22 protein-coding genes are annotated in these 19,247 nt (G+C 31.1%); 10 read left to right on the top strand and 12 right to left on the bottom strand.

What is annotated here, in order from left to right:
* The 3 genes from H3S73_RS10630 to H3S73_RS10635 form a co-directional block, all read left to right on the top strand.
* A partial coding sequence (locus tag H3S73_RS10630; protein ID WP_198248903.1) for a DUF6708 domain-containing protein occupies positions 1-415 on the top strand: 415 nt, incomplete at its 5' end.
* Between the two features lie 271 nt (positions 416-686).
* Positions 687-815, top strand: coding sequence for a hypothetical protein (locus H3S73_RS13865; RefSeq protein WP_255519203.1), 129 nt, complete (start codon positions 687-689; stop codon positions 813-815).
* A complete protein-coding gene (locus H3S73_RS10635) occupies positions 808-1,713 on the top strand; it encodes a DMT family transporter (RefSeq protein ID WP_198236596.1) in 906 nt (301 codons plus the stop codon). Before H3S73_RS13865 ends, H3S73_RS10635 begins: the two co-directional genes overlap by 8 nt.
* Positions 1,714-1,791: 78 nt before the next feature.
* On the opposite strand, the gene H3S73_RS10640 is transcribed toward H3S73_RS10635, so the two are convergent.
* Complete coding sequence (locus H3S73_RS10640; RefSeq protein ID WP_198228460.1) at positions 1,792-2,796, bottom strand: aldo/keto reductase; 1,005 nt, start codon at positions 2,794-2,796, stop codon at positions 1,792-1,794.
* A gap of 110 nt (positions 2,797-2,906) precedes the next feature.
* On the opposite strand from H3S73_RS10640, the gene H3S73_RS10645 reads away from it, so the two are divergent.
* Positions 2,907-3,077, top strand: coding sequence for a hypothetical protein (locus tag H3S73_RS10645; protein WP_198228458.1), 171 nt, complete (start codon positions 2,907-2,909; stop codon positions 3,075-3,077).
* 20 nt (positions 3,078-3,097) lie between these two features.
* Here the strand turns inward: H3S73_RS10645 and H3S73_RS10650 are convergent, their stop codons facing one another.
* From H3S73_RS10650 to H3S73_RS10690, 9 genes are all read right to left on the bottom strand, one after another.
* Positions 3,098-3,550, bottom strand: a complete 453-nt coding sequence (locus H3S73_RS10650; RefSeq protein WP_198236597.1) for a hypothetical protein — start codon at positions 3,548-3,550, stop codon at positions 3,098-3,100.
* A gap of 87 nt (positions 3,551-3,637) precedes the next feature.
* Entirely contained in the window at positions 3,638-4,411 is a 774-nt protein-coding gene (locus H3S73_RS10655; protein WP_198236598.1) for an SDR family oxidoreductase, read from the bottom strand.
* A 12-nt stretch (positions 4,412-4,423) separates the two neighbouring features.
* Positions 4,424-5,626 carry an MFS transporter gene (locus tag H3S73_RS10660; RefSeq protein ID WP_198228455.1) on the bottom strand — a complete coding sequence of 401 codons (1,203 nt, stop codon included), beginning with the start codon at positions 5,624-5,626 and terminating at the stop codon, positions 4,424-4,426.
* Between the two features lie 15 nt (positions 5,627-5,641).
* Entirely contained in the window at positions 5,642-6,817 is a 1,176-nt protein-coding gene (locus tag H3S73_RS10665; protein WP_198228472.1) for an acetyl-CoA C-acetyltransferase, read from the bottom strand.
* Between the two features lie 58 nt (positions 6,818-6,875).
* The gene (locus tag H3S73_RS10670; protein WP_198228454.1) at positions 6,876-7,553 is read right to left on the bottom strand and encodes an HAD family phosphatase; all 678 of its coding nucleotides are present in this window, start codon (positions 7,551-7,553) and stop codon (positions 6,876-6,878) included.
* On the bottom strand, positions 7,534-7,782 hold the full coding sequence (locus tag H3S73_RS10675; RefSeq protein ID WP_198228453.1) for a tautomerase family protein: 249 nt from the start codon (positions 7,780-7,782) through the stop codon (positions 7,534-7,536). Before H3S73_RS10675 ends, H3S73_RS10670 begins: the two co-directional genes overlap by 20 nt.
* A complete protein-coding gene (locus H3S73_RS10680; RefSeq protein ID WP_198236599.1) occupies positions 7,783-8,613 on the bottom strand; it encodes a hypothetical protein in 831 nt (276 codons plus the stop codon). It abuts the gene before it with no gap.
* 14 nt (positions 8,614-8,627) lie between these two features.
* Positions 8,628-9,377 carry an AfsA-related hotdog domain-containing protein gene (locus H3S73_RS10685; protein ID WP_198228451.1) on the bottom strand — a complete coding sequence of 250 codons (750 nt, stop codon included), beginning with the start codon at positions 9,375-9,377 and terminating at the stop codon, positions 8,628-8,630.
* A 90-nt stretch (positions 9,378-9,467) separates the two neighbouring features.
* Positions 9,468-10,088, bottom strand: coding sequence for a hypothetical protein (locus tag H3S73_RS10690; RefSeq protein WP_198228450.1), 621 nt, complete (start codon positions 10,086-10,088; stop codon positions 9,468-9,470).
* Positions 10,089-11,193: 1,105 nt separating this feature from the next.
* On the opposite strand from H3S73_RS10690, the gene H3S73_RS10695 reads away from it, so the two are divergent.
* Together H3S73_RS10695 and H3S73_RS10700 are read left to right on the top strand one after the other, a co-directional pair.
* Positions 11,194-12,099: a LysR family transcriptional regulator gene (locus H3S73_RS10695; RefSeq protein ID WP_198228448.1), complete on the top strand. Its 906-nt coding sequence runs from the start codon at positions 11,194-11,196 to the stop codon at positions 12,097-12,099.
* Between the two features lie 854 nt (positions 12,100-12,953).
* Entirely contained in the window at positions 12,954-13,601 is a 648-nt protein-coding gene (locus H3S73_RS10700) for an EcsC family protein (protein ID WP_198236600.1), read from the top strand.
* A gap of 235 nt (positions 13,602-13,836) precedes the next feature.
* Here H3S73_RS10700 and H3S73_RS14055 read toward each other — a convergent pair whose 3' ends face one another.
* On the bottom strand, positions 13,837-14,094 hold the full coding sequence (locus H3S73_RS14055) for a helix-turn-helix domain-containing protein (RefSeq protein WP_198236653.1): 258 nt from the start codon (positions 14,092-14,094) through the stop codon (positions 13,837-13,839).
* A gap of 617 nt (positions 14,095-14,711) precedes the next feature.
* Between H3S73_RS14055 and H3S73_RS10710 the strand changes: the two genes are divergently transcribed.
* A complete protein-coding gene (locus H3S73_RS10710) occupies positions 14,712-14,942 on the top strand; it encodes an MBL fold metallo-hydrolase (protein WP_198236601.1) in 231 nt (76 codons plus the stop codon).
* Between the two features lie 41 nt (positions 14,943-14,983).
* Positions 14,984-15,574 carry an MBL fold metallo-hydrolase gene (locus tag H3S73_RS10715; protein WP_370528804.1) on the top strand — a complete coding sequence of 197 codons (591 nt, stop codon included), beginning with the start codon at positions 14,984-14,986 and terminating at the stop codon, positions 15,572-15,574.
* Positions 15,575-16,233: 659 nt separating this feature from the next.
* Here H3S73_RS10715 and H3S73_RS14060 read toward each other — a convergent pair.
* Positions 16,234-16,422 carry a CGNR zinc finger domain-containing protein gene (locus H3S73_RS14060; protein WP_198236602.1) on the bottom strand — a complete coding sequence of 63 codons (189 nt, stop codon included), beginning with the start codon at positions 16,420-16,422 and terminating at the stop codon, positions 16,234-16,236.
* 786 nt (positions 16,423-17,208) lie between these two features.
* Between H3S73_RS14060 and H3S73_RS10725 the strand changes: the two genes are divergently transcribed.
* Positions 17,209-18,111, top strand: a complete 903-nt coding sequence (locus tag H3S73_RS10725) for a LysR family transcriptional regulator (protein ID WP_086327572.1) — start codon at positions 17,209-17,211, stop codon at positions 18,109-18,111.
* Between the two features lie 150 nt (positions 18,112-18,261).
* Positions 18,262-19,101 carry an aldo/keto reductase gene (locus H3S73_RS10730; RefSeq protein ID WP_198236603.1) on the top strand — a complete coding sequence of 280 codons (840 nt, stop codon included), beginning with the start codon at positions 18,262-18,264 and terminating at the stop codon, positions 19,099-19,101.
* The last annotated feature ends 146 nt before the right edge of the window (positions 19,102-19,247 follow it).

Below are 19,247 nucleotides of genomic sequence, written 5' to 3' on the forward strand. Positions count from 1 at the left end.
GGGGTATAAACATTATCCTAAAGACTTAGCAAAATTTAAACCAGTAGATAAAGACGATGACTTAACCAATCTTCGTTTTGGCAATGATACATTTATTGAAATAGGCCGCACCAGTAACCAATTTGATCGTACTCTATATATGATTGGAAGGTTAACTGGATGTGTGGCGTTTCTTTATGCCCTTTATGCTGGAATATGGTTTTTTCTCAATATTAGTCCTTATTCTATATATAGCGATTTAGCCATTTCTTTAGGATTAATTATTGTTTCTTTGCTTGCATTATTTTTATGTTTAATGCAATTGGCAAAAGTTATTATTTGGCCAGCCGATTACCCGGTACGTTTTAACCGTAAAACCGGCAAAGTCTATGTATATGTGGACATACCATTTCACGGCGTAAAATACGTTGCATGATGTCATAGACATCATCCGTGTTATGTATGTAGAGTTTATTGTTTTTACTGAGCTTAATGTCCATAGGTCATTTTTAGTTAGAGTTATTGGTCAATCTGAAGCTTTAGTAAGGCTACCTGCCTGAACGACATTTATAAAAAGATTTAGGTCATTTAAAGAAATTGATTTTTTCATTTTTGGAATTCTATATTCAAAATACGTTTATTGTACTATAAATGAGATAATAATATTATTTTACCCCAATCATACTATCAACATAAGGATATTAATTATGAATGTATTTATAGCAGGTACTGAAAGTGAGATTGGTAATAAAATGGCTTTTAGATTATTACAAGAAAGAGATCATCTATTTTCGACAATCCTTAATGCATTTTATGGAGATAGAGTTCATGCCTAACAATAGATATTTAGTGTTACTAGCAGTTACTCTTTCTACTTTTTTTTGGGGATCTAATTTTAATGCTGGCGCATCAGTCGTTGCGGATGCATCTCCTTTTGCTGTTGCAACCGAAAGATTTTTTATTGCAACGATAATTATAATGATTTTCATGTTATTAAAAGATCGAAGCAATCTTATGGCACTACAAAAGAACTGGATTGCATTTATAGCCCTAGGTTTATTAGGTATAACCAGCTTTAATTTAGCGTTTTTTATTGGTTTAAAAACTACGTCAGCTATCAATGGGGCATTGATAATGGCTACATCTCCGATAACAACAGCATTGTTGGCGGCAATGATTGATAAACATAAAATTACTTTAATCCAAACTGTCGGTATGCTGATTAGCTTATTTGGCGTGGTTATTGTCGTAAGTAATGGTTCAATAATGAATTTAATTTCGCTTAATTTCAGTTCAGGCGATCTAATTATTATGTTGGGTAATCTCGCATGGGCGACGTACACTGTTGGTTCAAGAAAATATATATCTAACTCGACACCTTTACAAACTACAACTTATACAATGTTATTTGGTACCATAGGGATCTTATTATTTACAGTTTATAACAACAATTTACTTATATCACTCAGTAATATAACAATAAAAAATCATTTAATATTAGTATATATGGCCGTTTGTGGTACGGTAATGGCGTATTTATTTTGGAATTTTGGCATTAAAGAAATCGGGGCAGCCAATACAGCTGTATTTTTCAACTTAGTACCTGTATTTACTATGATGTTAGCATTATTTACTGGATCAGTGCCTAATCTGTTACAAATCTGTGGAGCATTAATTGTCATTTGTGGTGTAATCCTTGTTACAGGTTCATATAAAACCGTTACGAACCACTGATGTATATTGTTTTTTTGGGGGGGGAGCATTTTAGTAATGGGGCGGTTTTTACGCCCTCATTTTTTAAATAACCGTTGATTAAAATATACCTTTCATGCCTTCAGGTGTATAACGATCTCCATGTATGCTTATATAATTTTTCAAATCATTAAGTAGCGAGATATCTTCTTCTTCAAGTTTAATAAAGCAAGCATTTACATTTTCTATCAAATATTTTTCTTGCTTTGTTCCTGGTATTGGAACAATGCTATCCCATTGGGCCATCAACCAAGCTAAAGCAATCTGTCCACTAGTACAATTATATTTAATAGTCATTGGTTGTATTGCTTCTAATAGTCTTTTGTTTTGTTCAATATTATCACCCACAAATCTTGGATTAGTTTTTCGAAAATCGCCATCTGAAAAATCTTTTTCAGATTGATATTTTCCTGTCAAAAATCCTCGACCAAGTGGAGAGTAAGGTACCAAACCGATATTTAACTCTTTTAATAATGGTAAAATATTATCTTCAATATCTCTCGTCCAAAGTGAATATTCAGTTTGGACAACATCGACTGAAAATGTTGAATGTGCGCGAATTAACTGGTCAGTAGTAACTTCACAAAGTCCTGTATGTTTAATTTTCCCTTCTTTGACCAAGTTTGCCAATGTTTCCATCGTTTCCTCAATTGGATTTTCAGGGCTAATTCTATGAATATAAAATAGATCTATTTGATCAACGTCTAGGCGTTTTAGTGATGCCTCACAGCAAGATTTTATGTATTCAGGTGAGTTATTTATATTTCGTCCATATCCGACTGTATTGCTTCTATCGATACCACATTTAGTCGCAATGACTAACTTTTCTCGTTGGGCAGAAGTTAATTGTTTTAGAAATGAAGCAATGAGTGATTCATTGTGACCACGACCATACATATCAGCGGTATCAATCAAGGTCACGCCATTATCTATAATTGAGTGCAGCAGTTTTAATGACTGTTGATCATTTGTAGGCCCATAAAATTCACTTAACCCCATAGCGCCATACCCCATGGCGCCGACTTTAATATTTGAACCTAATGTTCGTTCAGGTAATTTATTCATTTAGTTAATTCCAATTTATTATGATATATTAAGAAATTAATTGTCATTAAACATATATACAGTTCCATTATTCCATATTCCTATGTAATAACGATTATTATGATATGTTAATGCAATTGCCCCAAGTAAAGATGCTTACTTCTTTTGTTTTCAAATTAATTTTACTCACATACCCCGAACCGTTATCGATAATGGTAACTATGTCAGGTGAAATAACCGCAACACCAACACCTAATCAATTAAATCTTTCACCTAATTCAATTTTATCTCCATTAGGTTGAATTAATGTAAGGCGACCACTCTATTGTGAAACAATTAAACTATTATCAGGAAGTTGACTAATACCAACTGGTGTAGCTAATCCGCGTTCAATTACCGTTTTCTTATCGTTTTTTAAATCAAGAGAAACGATTTCTCCTGTTGAACGATTGGTTATCAGTAGTTGCCTTAAATTAGAAAATGTGATTCCAGTTGGAGTACGATAGCCATCAGATATTTTTTGAGATTTTCCATTGGCAACTATTTTCAGAATATAATTGTCACTGTATGAAGACACATAGATGTTATCCTCCCCAGCTATCATAATCTCTGCTGGTGATGAAATACCCGAATAAACAGCCTCTCTATCACCATTCGCTTTTATCATAGTGATAGAATTTCCTGATAAATTATTAATATACATAGTCCCAGTGCTATCAAAAGCAATTCCTGTAGGTGCTTTAAATAATGTTGAAACCGCCGTTGATTCAGCCATACTCATCCTGCATATAACGTTAAAAATATAAACGCAATTGTGCTTAAAAGAATTTTTTTCTTAATAAGTATTTTCCTCATAAATGTATCAAAATCCAATTGATGCTCCTCCATCGAGATTGATCGACGCACCATTAATATAATTAGCTTTTTTATTTAATAAAAAAGAGACTGCGTGACCAATATCGTTAACATCAGTAAATCTTTTTAATGGATTCATTTTTTTGAAATTTTCATTTAAGGATTCTGGTGTGGTATCAAAAAATTTAGCCAAGTTAGTAGCTGTTTTTTGCCAAGATTCAGATTCTGTAATCCATGGATTTAAAACATTTAGGCAAATGCCACGTGTACCCAAATATTTTGAAGCAGCTTTTGCAAAACCAGAAAGTGCGGCGTTTACAGTACTATTGATGATGAAATCTGGATTTGGATCATAACAGAATGTACCGTTTATAATGATGATCTTGCCATTAATCTCATGCTCCATCATTAATTTAGCTACATTTTTTGTCATATTAATTGTGCCCCAAAGTTTGCTTTGAAATGACTCATCCCAATCATTTTTCAAAGAGGAAAAATAATCAATAGGCTCACCAAAACCTGCAGCATTAACTAGACCATCAATAGGAGTACTTTCCCAAATTGAAAGTAATTTTGAGGCTACTTGGACTTCATTTCTGATATCTATTGTGTAAGTAATAATGTTTTTATTATTTGTTTCCAACTCTAATTCCTGCTGGGTAGCAAATAATTTATGAGGATTCCTTCCAATTAGAATAACTCTATAATTATCATTTAAAAGAACCTTCGCAATACCTTTTCCTATTGAACCTGAACCACCTGTGATCATAATTGTTTGCATTTTAACTTCCTTTTATTTTTTTATTAATTGAATACCCAACAAAGCGAAAACTGCATTAATTAAGCTTAAAATTATGCAGGTTAAAATTACTCCATTCCAATTAAAGTTTTCATAAAGAATACCTAACATATATGTACCAACACTACCTCCAGCTAGACAAGATAATAAGTACAAAGAAGATATAGCTCCTTTAGAATTAATTGGTACAATCTGATTAAGCATAGAAATTACAATTGGCTGAATACCAAAAACAAAAAGAAACAAACAAAAAATACCGAATGCTATGCAGAATAGTTCTGAACTGTATCCAATCATGACAACTGAAATGGTTACACATAATAAGCATATGATTAACAGTTTTTCTTTACTCATGAATTGAGATAATTTACCAGTAATCATTGCTCCAATCACTGCGCTCATTCCTGCAAAATTTAACCATCCCAAAACAGTAGATGAAAGATTAAATGGTTCACCTTTTAAATAAAATGTTAAAAAAGAGGATAATCCTAGATAAACAAAAAAGAGTAAAAAACCGACTAATAAAAAAATAATAACCGTTTTATTGAGTAGTAATTTAGCTGCAGAGAGATAAGTGTTAATAATATTAATACTAGATGTAATATTGTTTGCTTTTTTTATTCCGGATGGAATAAAAAAGCAAGCACAAATAATTAAACACGCATAAATAATGAAGGCAAATTGCCAAGACTGGTGATCTGTCATCATGGCTACAACGCTTCTGCTAAAAATAATACCTATAATAGAAGCAGATATCATAATTCCCATTGCTTGAGGCAATTTTTCATTAGGTGTGTTTTTAGCCGTATAAGCAAATAATGCTGCGGGGACTGATGCAGCAAAAAAACCAATCAATGACATAATGAACAAATATATATTGAATGATTGGATTATCCCAGATATACACAGACAAAAAACTGTTCCGATACAACCAAAAAGAACTAATAATCTTGTTGAGACTCTATCTGATAATGGACCATAAATAAAAAATGAAATTGCATAGAAAAAACAAGATAGGCTAAAAACATTTCGTGCTTCAAGAATATCTATATTGAAGCTTTTTGAAATTTCCTGAAAAATGAGCTGGCTGATATAAACCGAACCAACTAAAAGAACAATTAGTACAGCAGAAACCATAACACTTGTTTTTGATTTTGTCTGTTTTTGCTCTTTTGTTGGCATTATCGCTGATTCCATAATGTAAATTCCTCTTTACTCTCGAGTAATACTCATCGCAACACCTTCACCACCACCGACACATAGTGCTGCAATACCAGTATTAAGTTTACGAGATATTAATTGATGGATAAGTGAAACCAATATGCGACAACCAGAGGCACCAATTGGATGACCTAATGCAATCGCTCCGCCATTAACATTTACTTTGCCTTCTGGCAAATTTAATATTTTTTGTACAGCTATGGTTTGTGATGCAAAAGCTTCATTACATTCGAATAGATCAATTTCATCAATTGACAGAGATGCTTTTTTTAAACAAGCTTGAATCGCACTAATAGGACCTAATCCCATAAAAGCTGGGTTGATACCTGTATTGGCAAATGCAGAAATAGAAACCAATGGAATTAATCCTAAAGATAAAGCTTTTTCTCTACTGCATACAATCACTGCAGCAGCTCCATCGTTTATGGATGATGCGTTTCCAGCTGTAACTACTCCATTTTTTTTAAAAACAGGTTGTAGCGTCGATAACTTATTTAAAGAAGTTTCTCTTGGGCCTTCATCTTTATCAATAATTAATTCGCCTTTCTTGGTGGTTAATTTTATTGGTATTATTTCGTTTAAAAAAGAATTATTTTGTATGGCCTTAAGCGCCTTATTTTGAGAAGAGAGTGCATAATTATCTTGCTCTTCACGAGAAATATTATATTCTTCAGCAACATTTTCGGCTGTTATTCCCATATGATATTGATTGAAAGCATCAGTTAATCCATCATGTATAAGTGTATCAACTAATTCTAAATTACCTAAACGTTTACCTTGTCGCCCTCCCTTAAGAATATGTCCAGCCATTGACATGCTTTCTTGCCCGCCAGCAATAATCATGTGGGCATCTCCATTTTTAATCGCTTGTACAGCTAAGTTGATAGCTACAAGTCCTGAACCACAAACTTTATTAACAGTTAATCCAGTTACTTTTTCTGGTAAACCAGCTTTAATAGCAGTCTGTCTAGCTGGATTTTGTCCGCATCCAGCAGTTAAAACCTGTCCCATAATAACTTGATCTACTTCATTGACCGGGATATTTGACTCTTCTAACATATTTTTAATTAACATAGCACCCAATTCGGTAGCTGGTATATTAGCAAATCCACCGAGAAACGCTCCAATAGCAGTTCTTTTTGCTGCAACAATAACAACATCTTTCATATTCATTCTTTCTCCAACATAGTCATAAGTATTTTTATTTATTATTTCATTAAAAAGATTATAAAATTATCCAGTTATGGCGTTTAGCGTGATCCAGCATGATAGGATTATTACCAACATATACAGGATTACCTACACAAGACAACATATCTAGATCTGAAATATCGTCGCCATAACTGTAACTGGTGTTTAAATTAATTTTTTCCTTGGAAGCAAATTCTTTCATTGCCTCAGCCTTTCCAGCACCAATAGTCTGTATTCCACTAATTTCACCGGTCAAGACACCTTTTTCGTCAACAACAGGATGAACACAAAGAATGTCTTTAATTTTGAAATGTTCAGCAATAGGCTGCAAAAGGGGTAGCATCGAACCTGAGACAAAAATTATTCTTTCTCCTTTTTCTTGATGTTGACATAAACATCTGTTTGTCTTCTCTATAAATACATCTTTTGCAAGAACATTGTTACTAAACCAATTTTTACCGATTGCGACTAGTTCATCCATGTATATACCTGATAAGAATTGGTAATACATCGAATTTAGCTTTTCTCTAGGTACATTACTGGCCCTAGCTTGTTTAAAAGCTTCATCAAATTTAATTTTTAAACTGTTTAACTTTTTCTTTTCACAGAAATATTCAAAAAAATCAAACATACTCTTGATTGTTATTAGTGTGTCATCAACATCAAAAAAGGCTGCGGGTAATTTTATTGAATCACTTTTTATTTGCTTCATGATGATTATCCTTAATTTCCTTCAGTCTACTTTTATTTGCGAAATCAGGATCAGTGCCTACGACACCTGCATCAGACCATCGTGACGGTGAAATTTCCTGAATGCTAATAGAAATTTTATCGAGTGGGCAACCTAATGTGTTATGTACGACACTAGTTATTCCTTCTAATAGTTTTTTGGCTTTTTCATCACTATTTATTGGCCAAGTTAAAATGTGTAAATGTGGCATTTATTTCTCCTGTAGTGGTTTCGTTAGTAAAGAATTTAATAAATCATTTTGACTTAATTTGAGTTGTGCGTGTACATCTCCCCCTAAACCAAAATACCCAATTGCACCACCATATGACTGTTGAGAACTCATGAATAAAACAATAATGTTAATGATTCGATTGCTGTTTTCATCATGTTTCGGAAATGGATTATCTAAAATAGCAAAATAGTTACCATTTCCTTTTTCATCTGTTATAAAAACGTTGGGTATCCCTAATGGACCAGGTCGAGTTAACTCATTTGGATCAAGATCTTTTTCTCTTAAACTCATCACGGTGTAAAGACTATTTGGAACTAAATTTTTAAAACTAAAATCAAATTTGGCCGAGAAACCATCAGTATTAATTTCAACACTGCCTTCTGCTTTAAGCCAATCGCTTAGTACAATCTTTGGTAATTTTCTACGCCCATCACTTTCTCGATAGTCATAAATGTAACCCTTATTTAATGGGAGGCTTGGACGATGTATCTGTGCAGCATTGGCACATTGCTCAGGTGCAAATACCATCGGGTAATTATTTAAAGGAAGTGGTAATGGCAATGTAAATAATTCTATTTCTGACAGTTTTTCTTCACTAATGTCATTCAACTCTTCCTTAACTGAATAAGCGGATATTTCTCCAAATTTAGGGACAGTGCTATTCTTTGAGACAATAGCCATTCCCCATGAAATGGCTTTGTCCTCCCTAATAATGTTTCCAACAACAACAAAGTCACCATTTTTATCCACGATCTCTGATGGTGGATATAAAGGTCCTTGCGTTGTTGGTGTTAATTGAAACTTAGACATTGATATTTCCTTCCCTATGCAACATTGTTGAGAGAATCTGTCAAGTATGAGTTCAGTGCTTCATTTGCTAACACTGCTTCTTTTTTTGAAAGATCATTAACAGGATATACTGCGAAATCAGTATTCATAGTGGCACAAACTTTGTTAGCCTGATTTATAGTTATTTTCGCTTTTACTTTGGTTCGATAATTATTCTTATCAATGTTGATAAGCTCAAAATAAATTTGTGCAGGTAAAGGAAATAAAAAGTTTTCAAACTGAATATTCATTCCGTTAATGACAAAATATTTATCTTGGTTATTGTCATCATTAAGGTAAAATTCTTCTGTTATTGCAATAAAAGTTTGTCTAAAAGCTTCTGTTATAATCATGCCTTGAACGTGTCTGCCTGTCTGATGATCCCCCATCAGCATATTTCTTTCGTCAAGAATGAATGGTAATTCAAATAGAGTATCATTTAGTTGTTTAGCTTGACCAATCAAAACATTATGAATATTGATTTGATGAGTATACTTATTTGGTAAAACTTCACATCCATAAAATGAAATGAGTGAAGACATATCTAAATGTTCAGAATTCTCGATATCTTTAACAAAACGACTGACCTCATCTCTTTTACATCCCTGTCCTGGAACTAAATAATTTTTCTTAGTGAATATTTTTGCTGGTATTTGAGTCAACATGGAAAGCTGGGTTTGAGTGATTGTCCCATTTAATTTTGCAAACTCACCGAATTTATCACCAACAACTACTAATTTTTTCACAACATTTCTCCTTATAACATCTTTATAATAATTTATTTTAACTTCTTATAACTTCTTATAACTTCTTATAATTTATAATTAAAATATATATTACATCCCTAATTTTTTGTAGATTTTAGTGTAAAGACCTTCATTACCTCCAGTGATATAACTATCTCCAGCTTGAGTAACAATGTTTTTATAATTATCATCGGTAAATGGTTTAAGATAAGTTTCAACTGAGCCGTTAAAACATGAAATAAACATTACACCTGGAATCTGGCTAATAAGTGAATGGTAGGCGTCAAATGATTCAATTGTGGTTGAATTATTACGAACTACCTCAAAAATTGTTTCATTTCGCCATTTCAGATAACGCTGATATGCAGTAGGTAAGACTTCAACATGGCGAAGTTGAACATATTTAGTTTGTGGAACTGCCGTACTTGAACTAATAGGGCTTTCGACATAAGTAAGTAGTTCTCGTTTAATATCTCCACAGAGATAATTAGCGTAATCGGTGAAGGCTGAAGCTAAATTGTTTTCATATTTAGCCAGTTCATTTAGTGAACTTAAACTAATGAATTCAATTAACTCGCCTTCATCTTGAGAAATATAGAAACTACTTACTTCAGGAAGAGCCTTTGAATTTTTCTCGGCTAGATCCTGAATCTCCTTCTCTTTTCCTTCCATTACTGGATAATGATTTACTAATAAGTATTGTGATGTCATAACTTTCTCCTTTAATTGTTAGTTATTTATGTAATAGTTGAAAACTGTAAACAAAAAAATAGGAATACAGAAATACTTATTTTGCGATATGAAATTAATATCAAAGGTAAAACAGTTTTTAATAAATTTAATAATTATCAAAAAAATAAATAAATTTTGTTAAGTTTGTTTATAATGTATTTATGGTATGATGATAAAAAAAATGAAATTTCAAAAATGACACAATAAATTGATGACTAAAAAATTTTTATTATCATAATTAAAGACGATAATTTTGTTAAAGCATCCAACAGACTATTAATACGATCCTCAGCAATAAGCAGAAATTTAACTCAATTTAAAAAAATAATTGGTGGATGCTTAAGGGATAGAATTATCAAACAGATCTTCCTAATAATGTTAAGAAAAAATGATAGGTTAACTAATTTAGTTGAAGAGTTTTCTAACTAATTAAGATTTAGAGGATTATCATCATAAATTATCACTAATCATAAAAGTAACTTTATAAATAAGTTAAAATCATCAGAGTGTTGGTAAATATATTTTTTCGTTTATTAAAGAATACCTAGAATAAAAATAGATTTAATGGGAACAAATCGAATAGTTGACTTATCTATTAGAATATTGATATAGCTATTTGTGTTGGAAATCTAATTGAAAGTGATTGGGTAGCAAAAAAATTGCTGGTGTCAAAAAATATATTATGTCCATCTGAAGAATTCTTCAAAAAATCGGATGCAATTCTAACTTTATCGATATTGAATAAAAATTTAATCAATGCAAATGATAATATAAATTGAATATCAACGAATATAAGTACGTTACAACCTAATGAAGTTTATGTAAATCCATATTTGATTATCGATGATACAGATCTTATTATTGAAATTGCTGACAATGGGAGGCGATGTGCTTCGTTCCATCAAAGTTTATTGAAGAAAGCATATCTAGTAATGAATTGAAGCAAGTTTTATCAGACAGGGTAGGTAGTTTCAGCCCCATATTTACAATTTTAAGGTAAAAATTATATACCGAATTGGGTTATAGTATTTAAAGAGTATATTGAAGGTTATATTGAAGCAAATTTTTAGGAGTTTTATATATCGTGAACATTTATAGCAAAGGATTGCCTACAATTAAACAGTTACAGTATTTTGTGGCTGTTTGTGAGGCGAAAAGTTTTAGAGGAGCGGCTGAAAAGTTGGGAGTAAGCCAGCCACCACTTTCAATTCAAATTAGAGATTTAGAAGAAAAATTGGAACAAACTTTATTTTTACGAAATTCACATAAAGTTGTTTTAACAAAAGAAGGAGAAGATTTTAAAATAAAAGCTACATTTTTATTAAATGAACTTTGCTCAACCGTTAGATCAATTAAATCAAGCAATATTGAGAAGGTTATTTTCGGTACAACTAAAACCCTTTGTTTTGACTTCATTCCATATTTTGATATGTTTTTCTCTAATTTTTGTGATGAAATAGAAATTTATAAACATAATTATACATCCAAAGAACTTCTATTTGAACTAAAAAAAGAAAACATCGATTTTGCCTTAGTTTCTGATTACCAAACGGGAGAGCAAATTGAAAACAATTTATTAGTATACAAAGAACCGATGATATTAGTTTTACCTAACAGCCATAAATGTAGTGAACAAGAAAAAGTCGATCTTAATGATGTAACTGATTTACCTCTCTTCTGGTTTAAACCATATTTAAATCCTATATTTCATAAGCAATGTGAGCTAGTGTTTAAAACACTAAATTTACCTCTTATTCGTCGTCCGGAGCTTCCGGATAATCTATCAATGCTACTTGAGGTATCGTTAGGTAAAGCTATGATGCTTTTGCCTCAATCAATGACTCAAGCAAAAGTTGATGGCGTGGTATATAAAAAATTAATTAATAGTCAAAGTATGAAATTAAGCATTAATATATATCTTGTTTGGCAGAAGAATTTGAAGAAAAATGCTATAAATCAAGCTATTATTGATTATTTTGAAAATGAGTGATTAAAAGAATTATCTGAAAATTATTCGATATTCTTTTTAAGTACTATTAAAAGCATTTATCTTACAACCATCTTATTATTTACTATTTGGGTGGAGGAATTCGATTTATCTAAATTGTATTTAAAAAATTGATTTTTTTACTTAAAATACTAATAAACAACTTACCAACAAATAGTTTATGTCTCATAAAATAACTGATTGAGGATTATTAAAAAGATTGTCAGAATGCCACTCGTGGCATAGTTGTCTATAAGACTCTTTAAGAACTACTAAAAACTAGTCCAAATGGTTAGCAACGCCATAAATCAAAAATAATTAATATGATACATTCAAATTTTTATAAAATTCAAGTGCGTTTATCACGCCGATAACACTTTCTATAATCTTCTAAAATCAATTTTAAGTTTTGTTTTTTACTATATTAAAAGACATTCATTATTACAATGAAATAAATCAAAAAATAATGCTAAAACAGTATCTATCACTTGGGTTTAAATGATCGAATGTCTAAACTTTTTCATACAACAAAATTAATTGATCACTGTTTATTAGATGCCATCGGCGTCAAATAACCTAATGTAGTTGAGCATATTCATCAACAAAAAAATTAAATTTTCCAGCAGTTATAAAAAAATTTATGGTATAAAAAGTTCAATTCGTTGTAGCGGCTTAAATATAGTTTGAAATGTTTGCTCTATTCTAAGTAGACTATGCACAGACCGTCAGTTCAGTGCCAATATCAGGCCTAAAAACCACAGGTAAGGGTAAAAAAATAAACCAAGACCAATTTTAATTATAAAAAGTTATATTATAATTGTTAAATATATAAACTTTCATTTTAATAGGATATGGGGATGACTGAAAAACTTAACGAAGGAAAAATCATGCAAGCCCTTAATTGGGCTTACGATAAAGCATTGGATGGTAGCATTCCAGGAACAGATTCATCTTATGAATTGGCTGAAAACTACTTAAAGGGGGAGGCCGATATAGTGGATAAGGTTAATTCTCTCATTAGATGGCAAAATACTAAATCTGCCACTACTGGGTTTGTATCTGGTCTTGGTGGCATTATAACTATGCCGGTTGCAATCCCTGCAAGCATTGCAACCGTAATTTATGTCCAAATTCGCATGGTAGCAGCAATCGCTATTATGGGAGAATATGATGTCAAAGACGATCGAGTTAAAACGTTAGTATTCTCCTGCTTAGTCGGCAATGCCGCAAAAGATATTCTTAAAGGAACAGGAGTAGTTATTGGCTCCAAGATGACTACACAGCTAATTAAGGGCATATCAAAGGAAACTATTTTCGCCATTAACAAGCGGGTTGGTTTTAGATTGCTAACTAAATTTGGTGAAAAAGGAGCGATCAACTTAGGTAAAATGATTCCACTTGTAGGTGGGCTTATCGGTGCGACATTCGATGGTATTTCAACTAATATCATTGGCAATATTGCTAGAAAAACCTTCATAGAAAGTGGAGCCATAACCGAACCATAAGAATATCTCTATATATTGAACATACGATATAACTGGGAAATTCATTGCGTTATTAATGATAATAATAAGGTTTTTAATTTGTCTGCACAATATCAGAAGCTATAATCTATCATCTATTTATAATTATATTTCATATAAATAAATTTTAAAAATTATAATTATAAATAGATTTTTGATTTAATTATCGCGTGTGTCATCAGTTTTCCGATTTTTTAAACCTAAACATATTTTATAATTAAGAGAAAGTTCTACGCCATACGTTTGGACTAACTTGATATCTGTTTTTAAAGTATTGTCTGAAAGATATTGTATTATGAAATCCTGATAATTCTGCAATTTTTTCTATTGATAAAGAGGAAGTTTCTAACAAATTCTTACTACGTAACAACTTTTCATTAGTAAGCCAGCCCACTAATGTCATACCTGTCTCTTTCTTAAAGTGACGTTTAAAAGTGCTTCTACTGATAGAGGCTTTCTTGGCAAGTTCATCTATAGTATAGGTCTTGGTTAAGTTCTTTCGTAAATAATCCTAAAAAGAATTTATTTGTTTGTTATGGGTAGCCATTACAATTGGATGCTCAATATATTGAGCTTGTCCTCCCTCACGATGGGGAGGTGCAACCATTACACGAGCTATTTTATTTGCAATTTTACTACCGTATATTTTACGAACTATGTATAAGCAACAGTCTAAACTAGCAGCCGTTCCAGCAGATGTTATGACATGATGATCCTCTACATAGAGGGCATTATTGTCTAACGTTATTTCAGGGAAGCGTTTTTTAAAATCTATCTCAGCCAGCCAATGTGTTGATGCTTTCTTACCATCGAGTATTCCTGTATATGCCTGTGCGTAAGTTCCATAACATAGCCCAACTATTTGAGCACCACGTGTGTACGCTTGATAAAAGGAATTGAAAAATGAAATGGACTAATGTTTGGATAAAGAACTAATGCAATGTAAGGTAAATTCATAATATTTAAGCTTATAAACTTAGAACATATAATTTGACCCGATTATTTCGATGATTGATGAAAATGTCAATGGTTAGTTATTAAAACTAATTCAATAATAAACACACTAAATAATTATTAAGAGGTCCTATTTATATGAAAACTAATTTAACTCAGGCTAATAAAACATCTAATCTGAATTTTAAAAACTATACTAACCAAGTTTTAATTCAGCAAATTAGAAATGCAACATTGAAGATTAGCTATGCGGGGACTATTTTTTTAATTGATCCTATGTTAGCACCAAAGGGGGCTTATCCTGGTTTTGAAGGAACTTATCGTAGTGAGTTACGTAACCCTCTAATTGACCTACCATACACTGGATAGGCTACACTATTTTAGAAATAATTGAAGATGTTGATGCAATTATTGTTACTCATACACATCTCGATCATTGGGATGATGCCGCGCAAGAATTCATCCCTAAACATATCCCTTTATTTGTTCAAAATGAACAAGATGCTGATTTAATTCGATCACAAGGTTTTATAAGTATAAAAATATTAGAAAAAAACACTCTGTTTAACAACATTCATTTAAGTAAAGTAGGAGGTCAGCATGTTACAGACACTATGTATGCAGTACCTGATCTAGCAAAGCGATTAGGTGATACTATGGGTGTTATTTTTCAGGGGAAAGGTATTAAAACTCTTTACATTGCAGGCGATACTATTTGGTGTGATGAGACGACTAGAGTAATTGGGAATTATAAACCAGAAATTATTATTTTAAATACAGGTTATGCACGACTCAAAAACTTTGATAAATCGATTATCATGGGTAAAGATGATGTCAAACATGCCTATCAAACAGCTACTAATGCAATAATCATTAGAACCCATATGGATGCTGTTAATCATGCAATGTTGACACGTAAAGAGCTTCATGAATACATAACTAAAGACGAGATTGATGATAGAGTGCTTGTACCTAATGATGGAGAAACTATTAAAATCTAAACTAAATCATTATTTGTAATCTATCTTTAATGACTACAATTTAAAAATTTCTATTAATTAACAAGGTACTTCGATAGCGAGATAAATCAGCCTAAAATAAATTATTTAAATCAAGTTTAATTATGTCTAGTACACTATTAGCGTTATTACTGATGTGATGATTAATATTTTGGCGCAATTGAGTCAATTATATGTATTGCACAGCTTCAAATTTCTTCTGTAAAATAAATAGGTTAGTAATACAAAGTTCGCCTTGTTTTCGGTTGTTGTAGTTCCAAATCACTAAGAATATTATTGTGTATTTAAAGTCACAATAAATATCGAGATAAAGAAAAAGGATATTTGACGACCAGCTAAAATGTACTAGATATAAATGGTAGCTTGCTATTTTAGGCTTTTTACAAAATTTTAATGTCCAACTTTTTTACCATAAATTAAAATAAATTGTGTTTTCAGGAATAACGATTAAATTTGAGAAATAGAGAAAATTTATTAAACAGTCATGTAGTAAAAAAATTTAATTAATAATTAATATTACCCTCATATTTAATTTTTTAACTTATCTTTATGGAACATAATTAAATCTGAGGGTGGATTATTGCCAATAGTCTCCACTATGACAAATCATCTTAATATGAACTATATTTACATAGTTTATCTTATGAGGTTACTAGCTTTTTTCTAAACTTCATAACTTTATGTCCATTGCCACAAACTTTCATGCTACACCAACGTCTTTTATGGGCTTTTGTCTTATCGTAGAACCACAGCACACAGTCGTTGTGCTCGCAGTGTTTTACTAAACTAAAATCTTCTTGCGCAATTAGCTTTGCTGTAGCCTCAGCCAAAGGAGCTAAAACCTATTCTGGACTATGTTTGGCATAATGATGAGTGAGAATAAGCGATTGGTTAGCATCATATTCTAAATTTAACCATCGGCTAGCTTTGTGCAAAAATGCATTTAATAGTTCAATATCTAAACTATGCCTTTTTTTTTGTTGTATAAGTACTCTCTATCGATATCGTTTTATCTCGTTGTTTAAGGGGAAGACCGAAAGAAAATCAACGAGAGTACATAAATGATTAAAAAGAAAAAATATAATTTAGAGATTAAAGCATATATGTTTTTTTGTAAAAATTATTCAGGAGTCTATACCGTTTCAATGTTAATTCTAAATCCATTTTATTATTAAAACTGAAATGTTTTATACATGAAGGCAGTTTATTTAGATTATAAAGAATTGTTTTTACTTTTAAGAAGATTAATCGAAACAAAGTTCGTTGATGATTCTAATTTTAAGAGATTTTTTATCTAACTTAAGTAACTTTTTTACATTTAAATAAAAAGCCGCGTGATAGTTAGGTATCAGTTGGTTTGATTCATTTTTATAAAGTTAAATACTTTCTTAGAATAAAGCGGGTTATCAAAAAAATCTGTTATTATTGAGGGGTTGGATTTTTTCTACGCCTCTTTCTATTATATGACAATGTTTTACTGTTTATAATTTAAATTGTGGGTAAAACTATTAATAATCAAAGAGTAAGTAGTTTAATTTTAGAAATCCTATTTTTTCCATTTTAGTTATAAATATTTTATAATACAAATAAATCATTGATTAGAGAGTAATTCACTCATGAATATCAAACAACTTAAATACTTTCAGATACTCGCTAAAAATCAACACTATACTTATACTTCAGAATATTTTTCCATTAGTCAACCAAGTCTTAGTCATGCGATTGCAGAATTAGAGAAAGAGGTTGGTATCAAGTTATTTCAAAAGAAAGGACGTAATGTAGAACTAACTAAAGAAGGCGAACAGTATCTCATCTACGTTAATCAAGCATTACAATCACTAAATGAAGGTGAACAATTTATTAAAGAATTAACTAGCATATCGCATGGGCATATTCGATTAGCTTTTGTTTATTCATTAAGTATGGGATATATACCAAAAATTATAAAAGCATTTACTAGCTTACCTGAATATAAAAATATTTCATTTTCTTTTTATGAAGATTTGAGTGCAAATATTGTTCAAGAACTTAAAAGCAAACGTTATGATATCGGGCTATGTTCTTATTTGCATGATGACCCAGAAATAGAATTTACGCGTTTAGCTAAACAAGAAATTGTATTTATTATTTCTAATGAGCACCCATTATCTAAGCGAAAAAAGCTGGACTTAAAAGATATAGCGAATGAACCGGTAATTTTATATACCGAACGTAGTGGAATGAAAGGTTATTTGGATAATATCATTAGTGAATCAGGTGTCAAATTAACTAATGTTGTTAGTCGGGTTGAAAGTGAAAATGCAATGATTGGTTTAGTATCTATCAATTATGGTATTGGTATGATGATTAATGTATCTGTTCCTGAAGATGCTAATGTTTCATTAATACCGATGAATAAAAATCGCCAAAAACGAGACATCTATGTGGCGACGGTTAAAAATAGACCCCTAATGCCTGTCGCTCAAAAATTTTATCGATTTTTAACCCAATACTGTGGAGATAGTTTTTTTAATAATTAATTTTGTGCTACTATTCATTTAATTATTTAATAAATGTTGTTCTTTACATAGATAATTTAAATATATTTGTTAAATAAAAAACTTAAAACAACATATTTTGTTTTAAAAATTGATTAATTTTTATAGCTAGAATAATTTGATGAGAAAAAAATGACATCTTTAATTAAAAAAATTAGCTTAAGCAATAGTGTATCAATCGAACAGTTAGGTTTCGGTACTTTTAAAATTGTTGAACAACAGGAAGCTAATAACGCTATCATGACAGCCTTAAATAATGGTTATCGTGCATTTGATACTGCCCAGCTTTATAATAACGAAAAAATACTTGGTGAAGCTTTTGTTAATTCAGGTGTTGCAAGGCAAGAATTATTTCTAACGACTAAAGTAAGTAATCTTAATCAAGGTTATGAGCAGACGTTAAAATCTTTCGAACAATCCTTAAAAGATTTACAAACGGATTATTTAGATCTTTTCCTAGTCCATTGGCCATTGAAAAATCATTTCTTTGATACTTGGAAAGCCATTGAACAACTATATGAAACTAAAATGGTTCGCGCAATTGGCGTTTGTAACTTTCATCAATCCCATTTTGAATTGTTGAAAACTCGTGCAAATATTAAACCTATGATTAATCAAATTGAGATTCACCCTTATTTAGTACAAAAAGAATTAATAGAATATTTAAACAAAGAACAAATTGCGATTGAAGCATGGAGTCCTTTGGCTCGTGGTCGTGTTGTTGAAGAACCATTATTGATAAATATCGGTCAAAAATATCAAAAATCATCTTCACAAGTAACGTTACGTTGGCATGTTCAAAAAGATCTTATTGTCATTCCTAAATCGGTTAACCCTCTGCGTATAGCTGAAAATATGCAAATTTTTGATTTTGAATTAACTGACACCGAAATGCAGCAAATTGATAGTTTAAATGAAGACTTTAGAACAGGCCCAAATCCTGATAATGTTTATCAGAAAAATGGTTTTTAAAATTTTAGATGTGTAATCTATAACACATTATTTTTTAGAATAACATTGATAGTGATATTCTATTTAATAATAATAGATTACATATTGCTTTCTCTCTTATTGCTAAAAAATCCTAATCTATAAATCAATTCCCATAACTAAATTAT

The organism is Gilliamella sp. B14384G12, assembly GCF_016101825.1.
Classification (GTDB): domain Bacteria; phylum Pseudomonadota; class Gammaproteobacteria; order Enterobacterales; family Orbaceae; genus Gilliamella; species Gilliamella apicola_N.

Coding starts and splice junctions, on each gene's coding strand:
- H3S73_RS13865 (WP_255519203.1), top strand. CDS start 687: ATGAATGTATTTATAGCAGGTACTGAAAGTGAGATTGGTAATAAAATG.
- H3S73_RS10635 (WP_198236596.1), top strand. CDS start 808: ATGCCTAACAATAGATATTTAGTGTTACTAGCAGTTACTCTTTCTACT.
- H3S73_RS10640 (WP_198228460.1), bottom strand. CDS start 2,796: ATGAATAAATTACCTGAACGAACATTAGGTTCAAATATTAAAGTCGGC.
- H3S73_RS10645 (WP_198228458.1), top strand. CDS start 2,907: ATGCAATTGCCCCAAGTAAAGATGCTTACTTCTTTTGTTTTCAAATTA.
- H3S73_RS10650 (WP_198236597.1), bottom strand. CDS start 3,550: ATGGCTGAATCAACGGCGGTTTCAACATTATTTAAAGCACCTACAGGA.
- H3S73_RS10655 (WP_198236598.1), bottom strand. CDS start 4,411: ATGCAAACAATTATGATCACAGGTGGTTCAGGTTCAATAGGAAAAGGT.
- H3S73_RS10660 (WP_198228455.1), bottom strand. CDS start 5,626: ATGGAATCAGCGATAATGCCAACAAAAGAGCAAAAACAGACAAAATCA.
- H3S73_RS10665 (WP_198228472.1), bottom strand. CDS start 6,817: ATGAAAGATGTTGTTATTGTTGCAGCAAAAAGAACTGCTATTGGAGCG.
- H3S73_RS10670 (WP_198228454.1), bottom strand. CDS start 7,553: ATGAAGCAAATAAAAAGTGATTCAATAAAATTACCCGCAGCCTTTTTT.
- H3S73_RS10675 (WP_198228453.1), bottom strand. CDS start 7,782: ATGCCACATTTACACATTTTAACTTGGCCAATAAATAGTGATGAAAAA.
- H3S73_RS10680 (WP_198236599.1), bottom strand. CDS start 8,613: ATGTCTAAGTTTCAATTAACACCAACAACGCAAGGACCTTTATATCCA.
- H3S73_RS10690 (WP_198228450.1), bottom strand. CDS start 10,088: ATGACATCACAATACTTATTAGTAAATCATTATCCAGTAATGGAAGGA.
- H3S73_RS10700 (WP_198236600.1), top strand. CDS start 12,954: ATGACTGAAAAACTTAACGAAGGAAAAATCATGCAAGCCCTTAATTGG.
- H3S73_RS10710 (WP_198236601.1), top strand. CDS start 14,712: ATGAAAACTAATTTAACTCAGGCTAATAAAACATCTAATCTGAATTTT.
- H3S73_RS10725 (WP_086327572.1), top strand. CDS start 17,209: ATGAATATCAAACAACTTAAATACTTTCAGATACTCGCTAAAAATCAA.
- H3S73_RS10730 (WP_198236603.1), top strand. CDS start 18,262: ATGACATCTTTAATTAAAAAAATTAGCTTAAGCAATAGTGTATCAATC.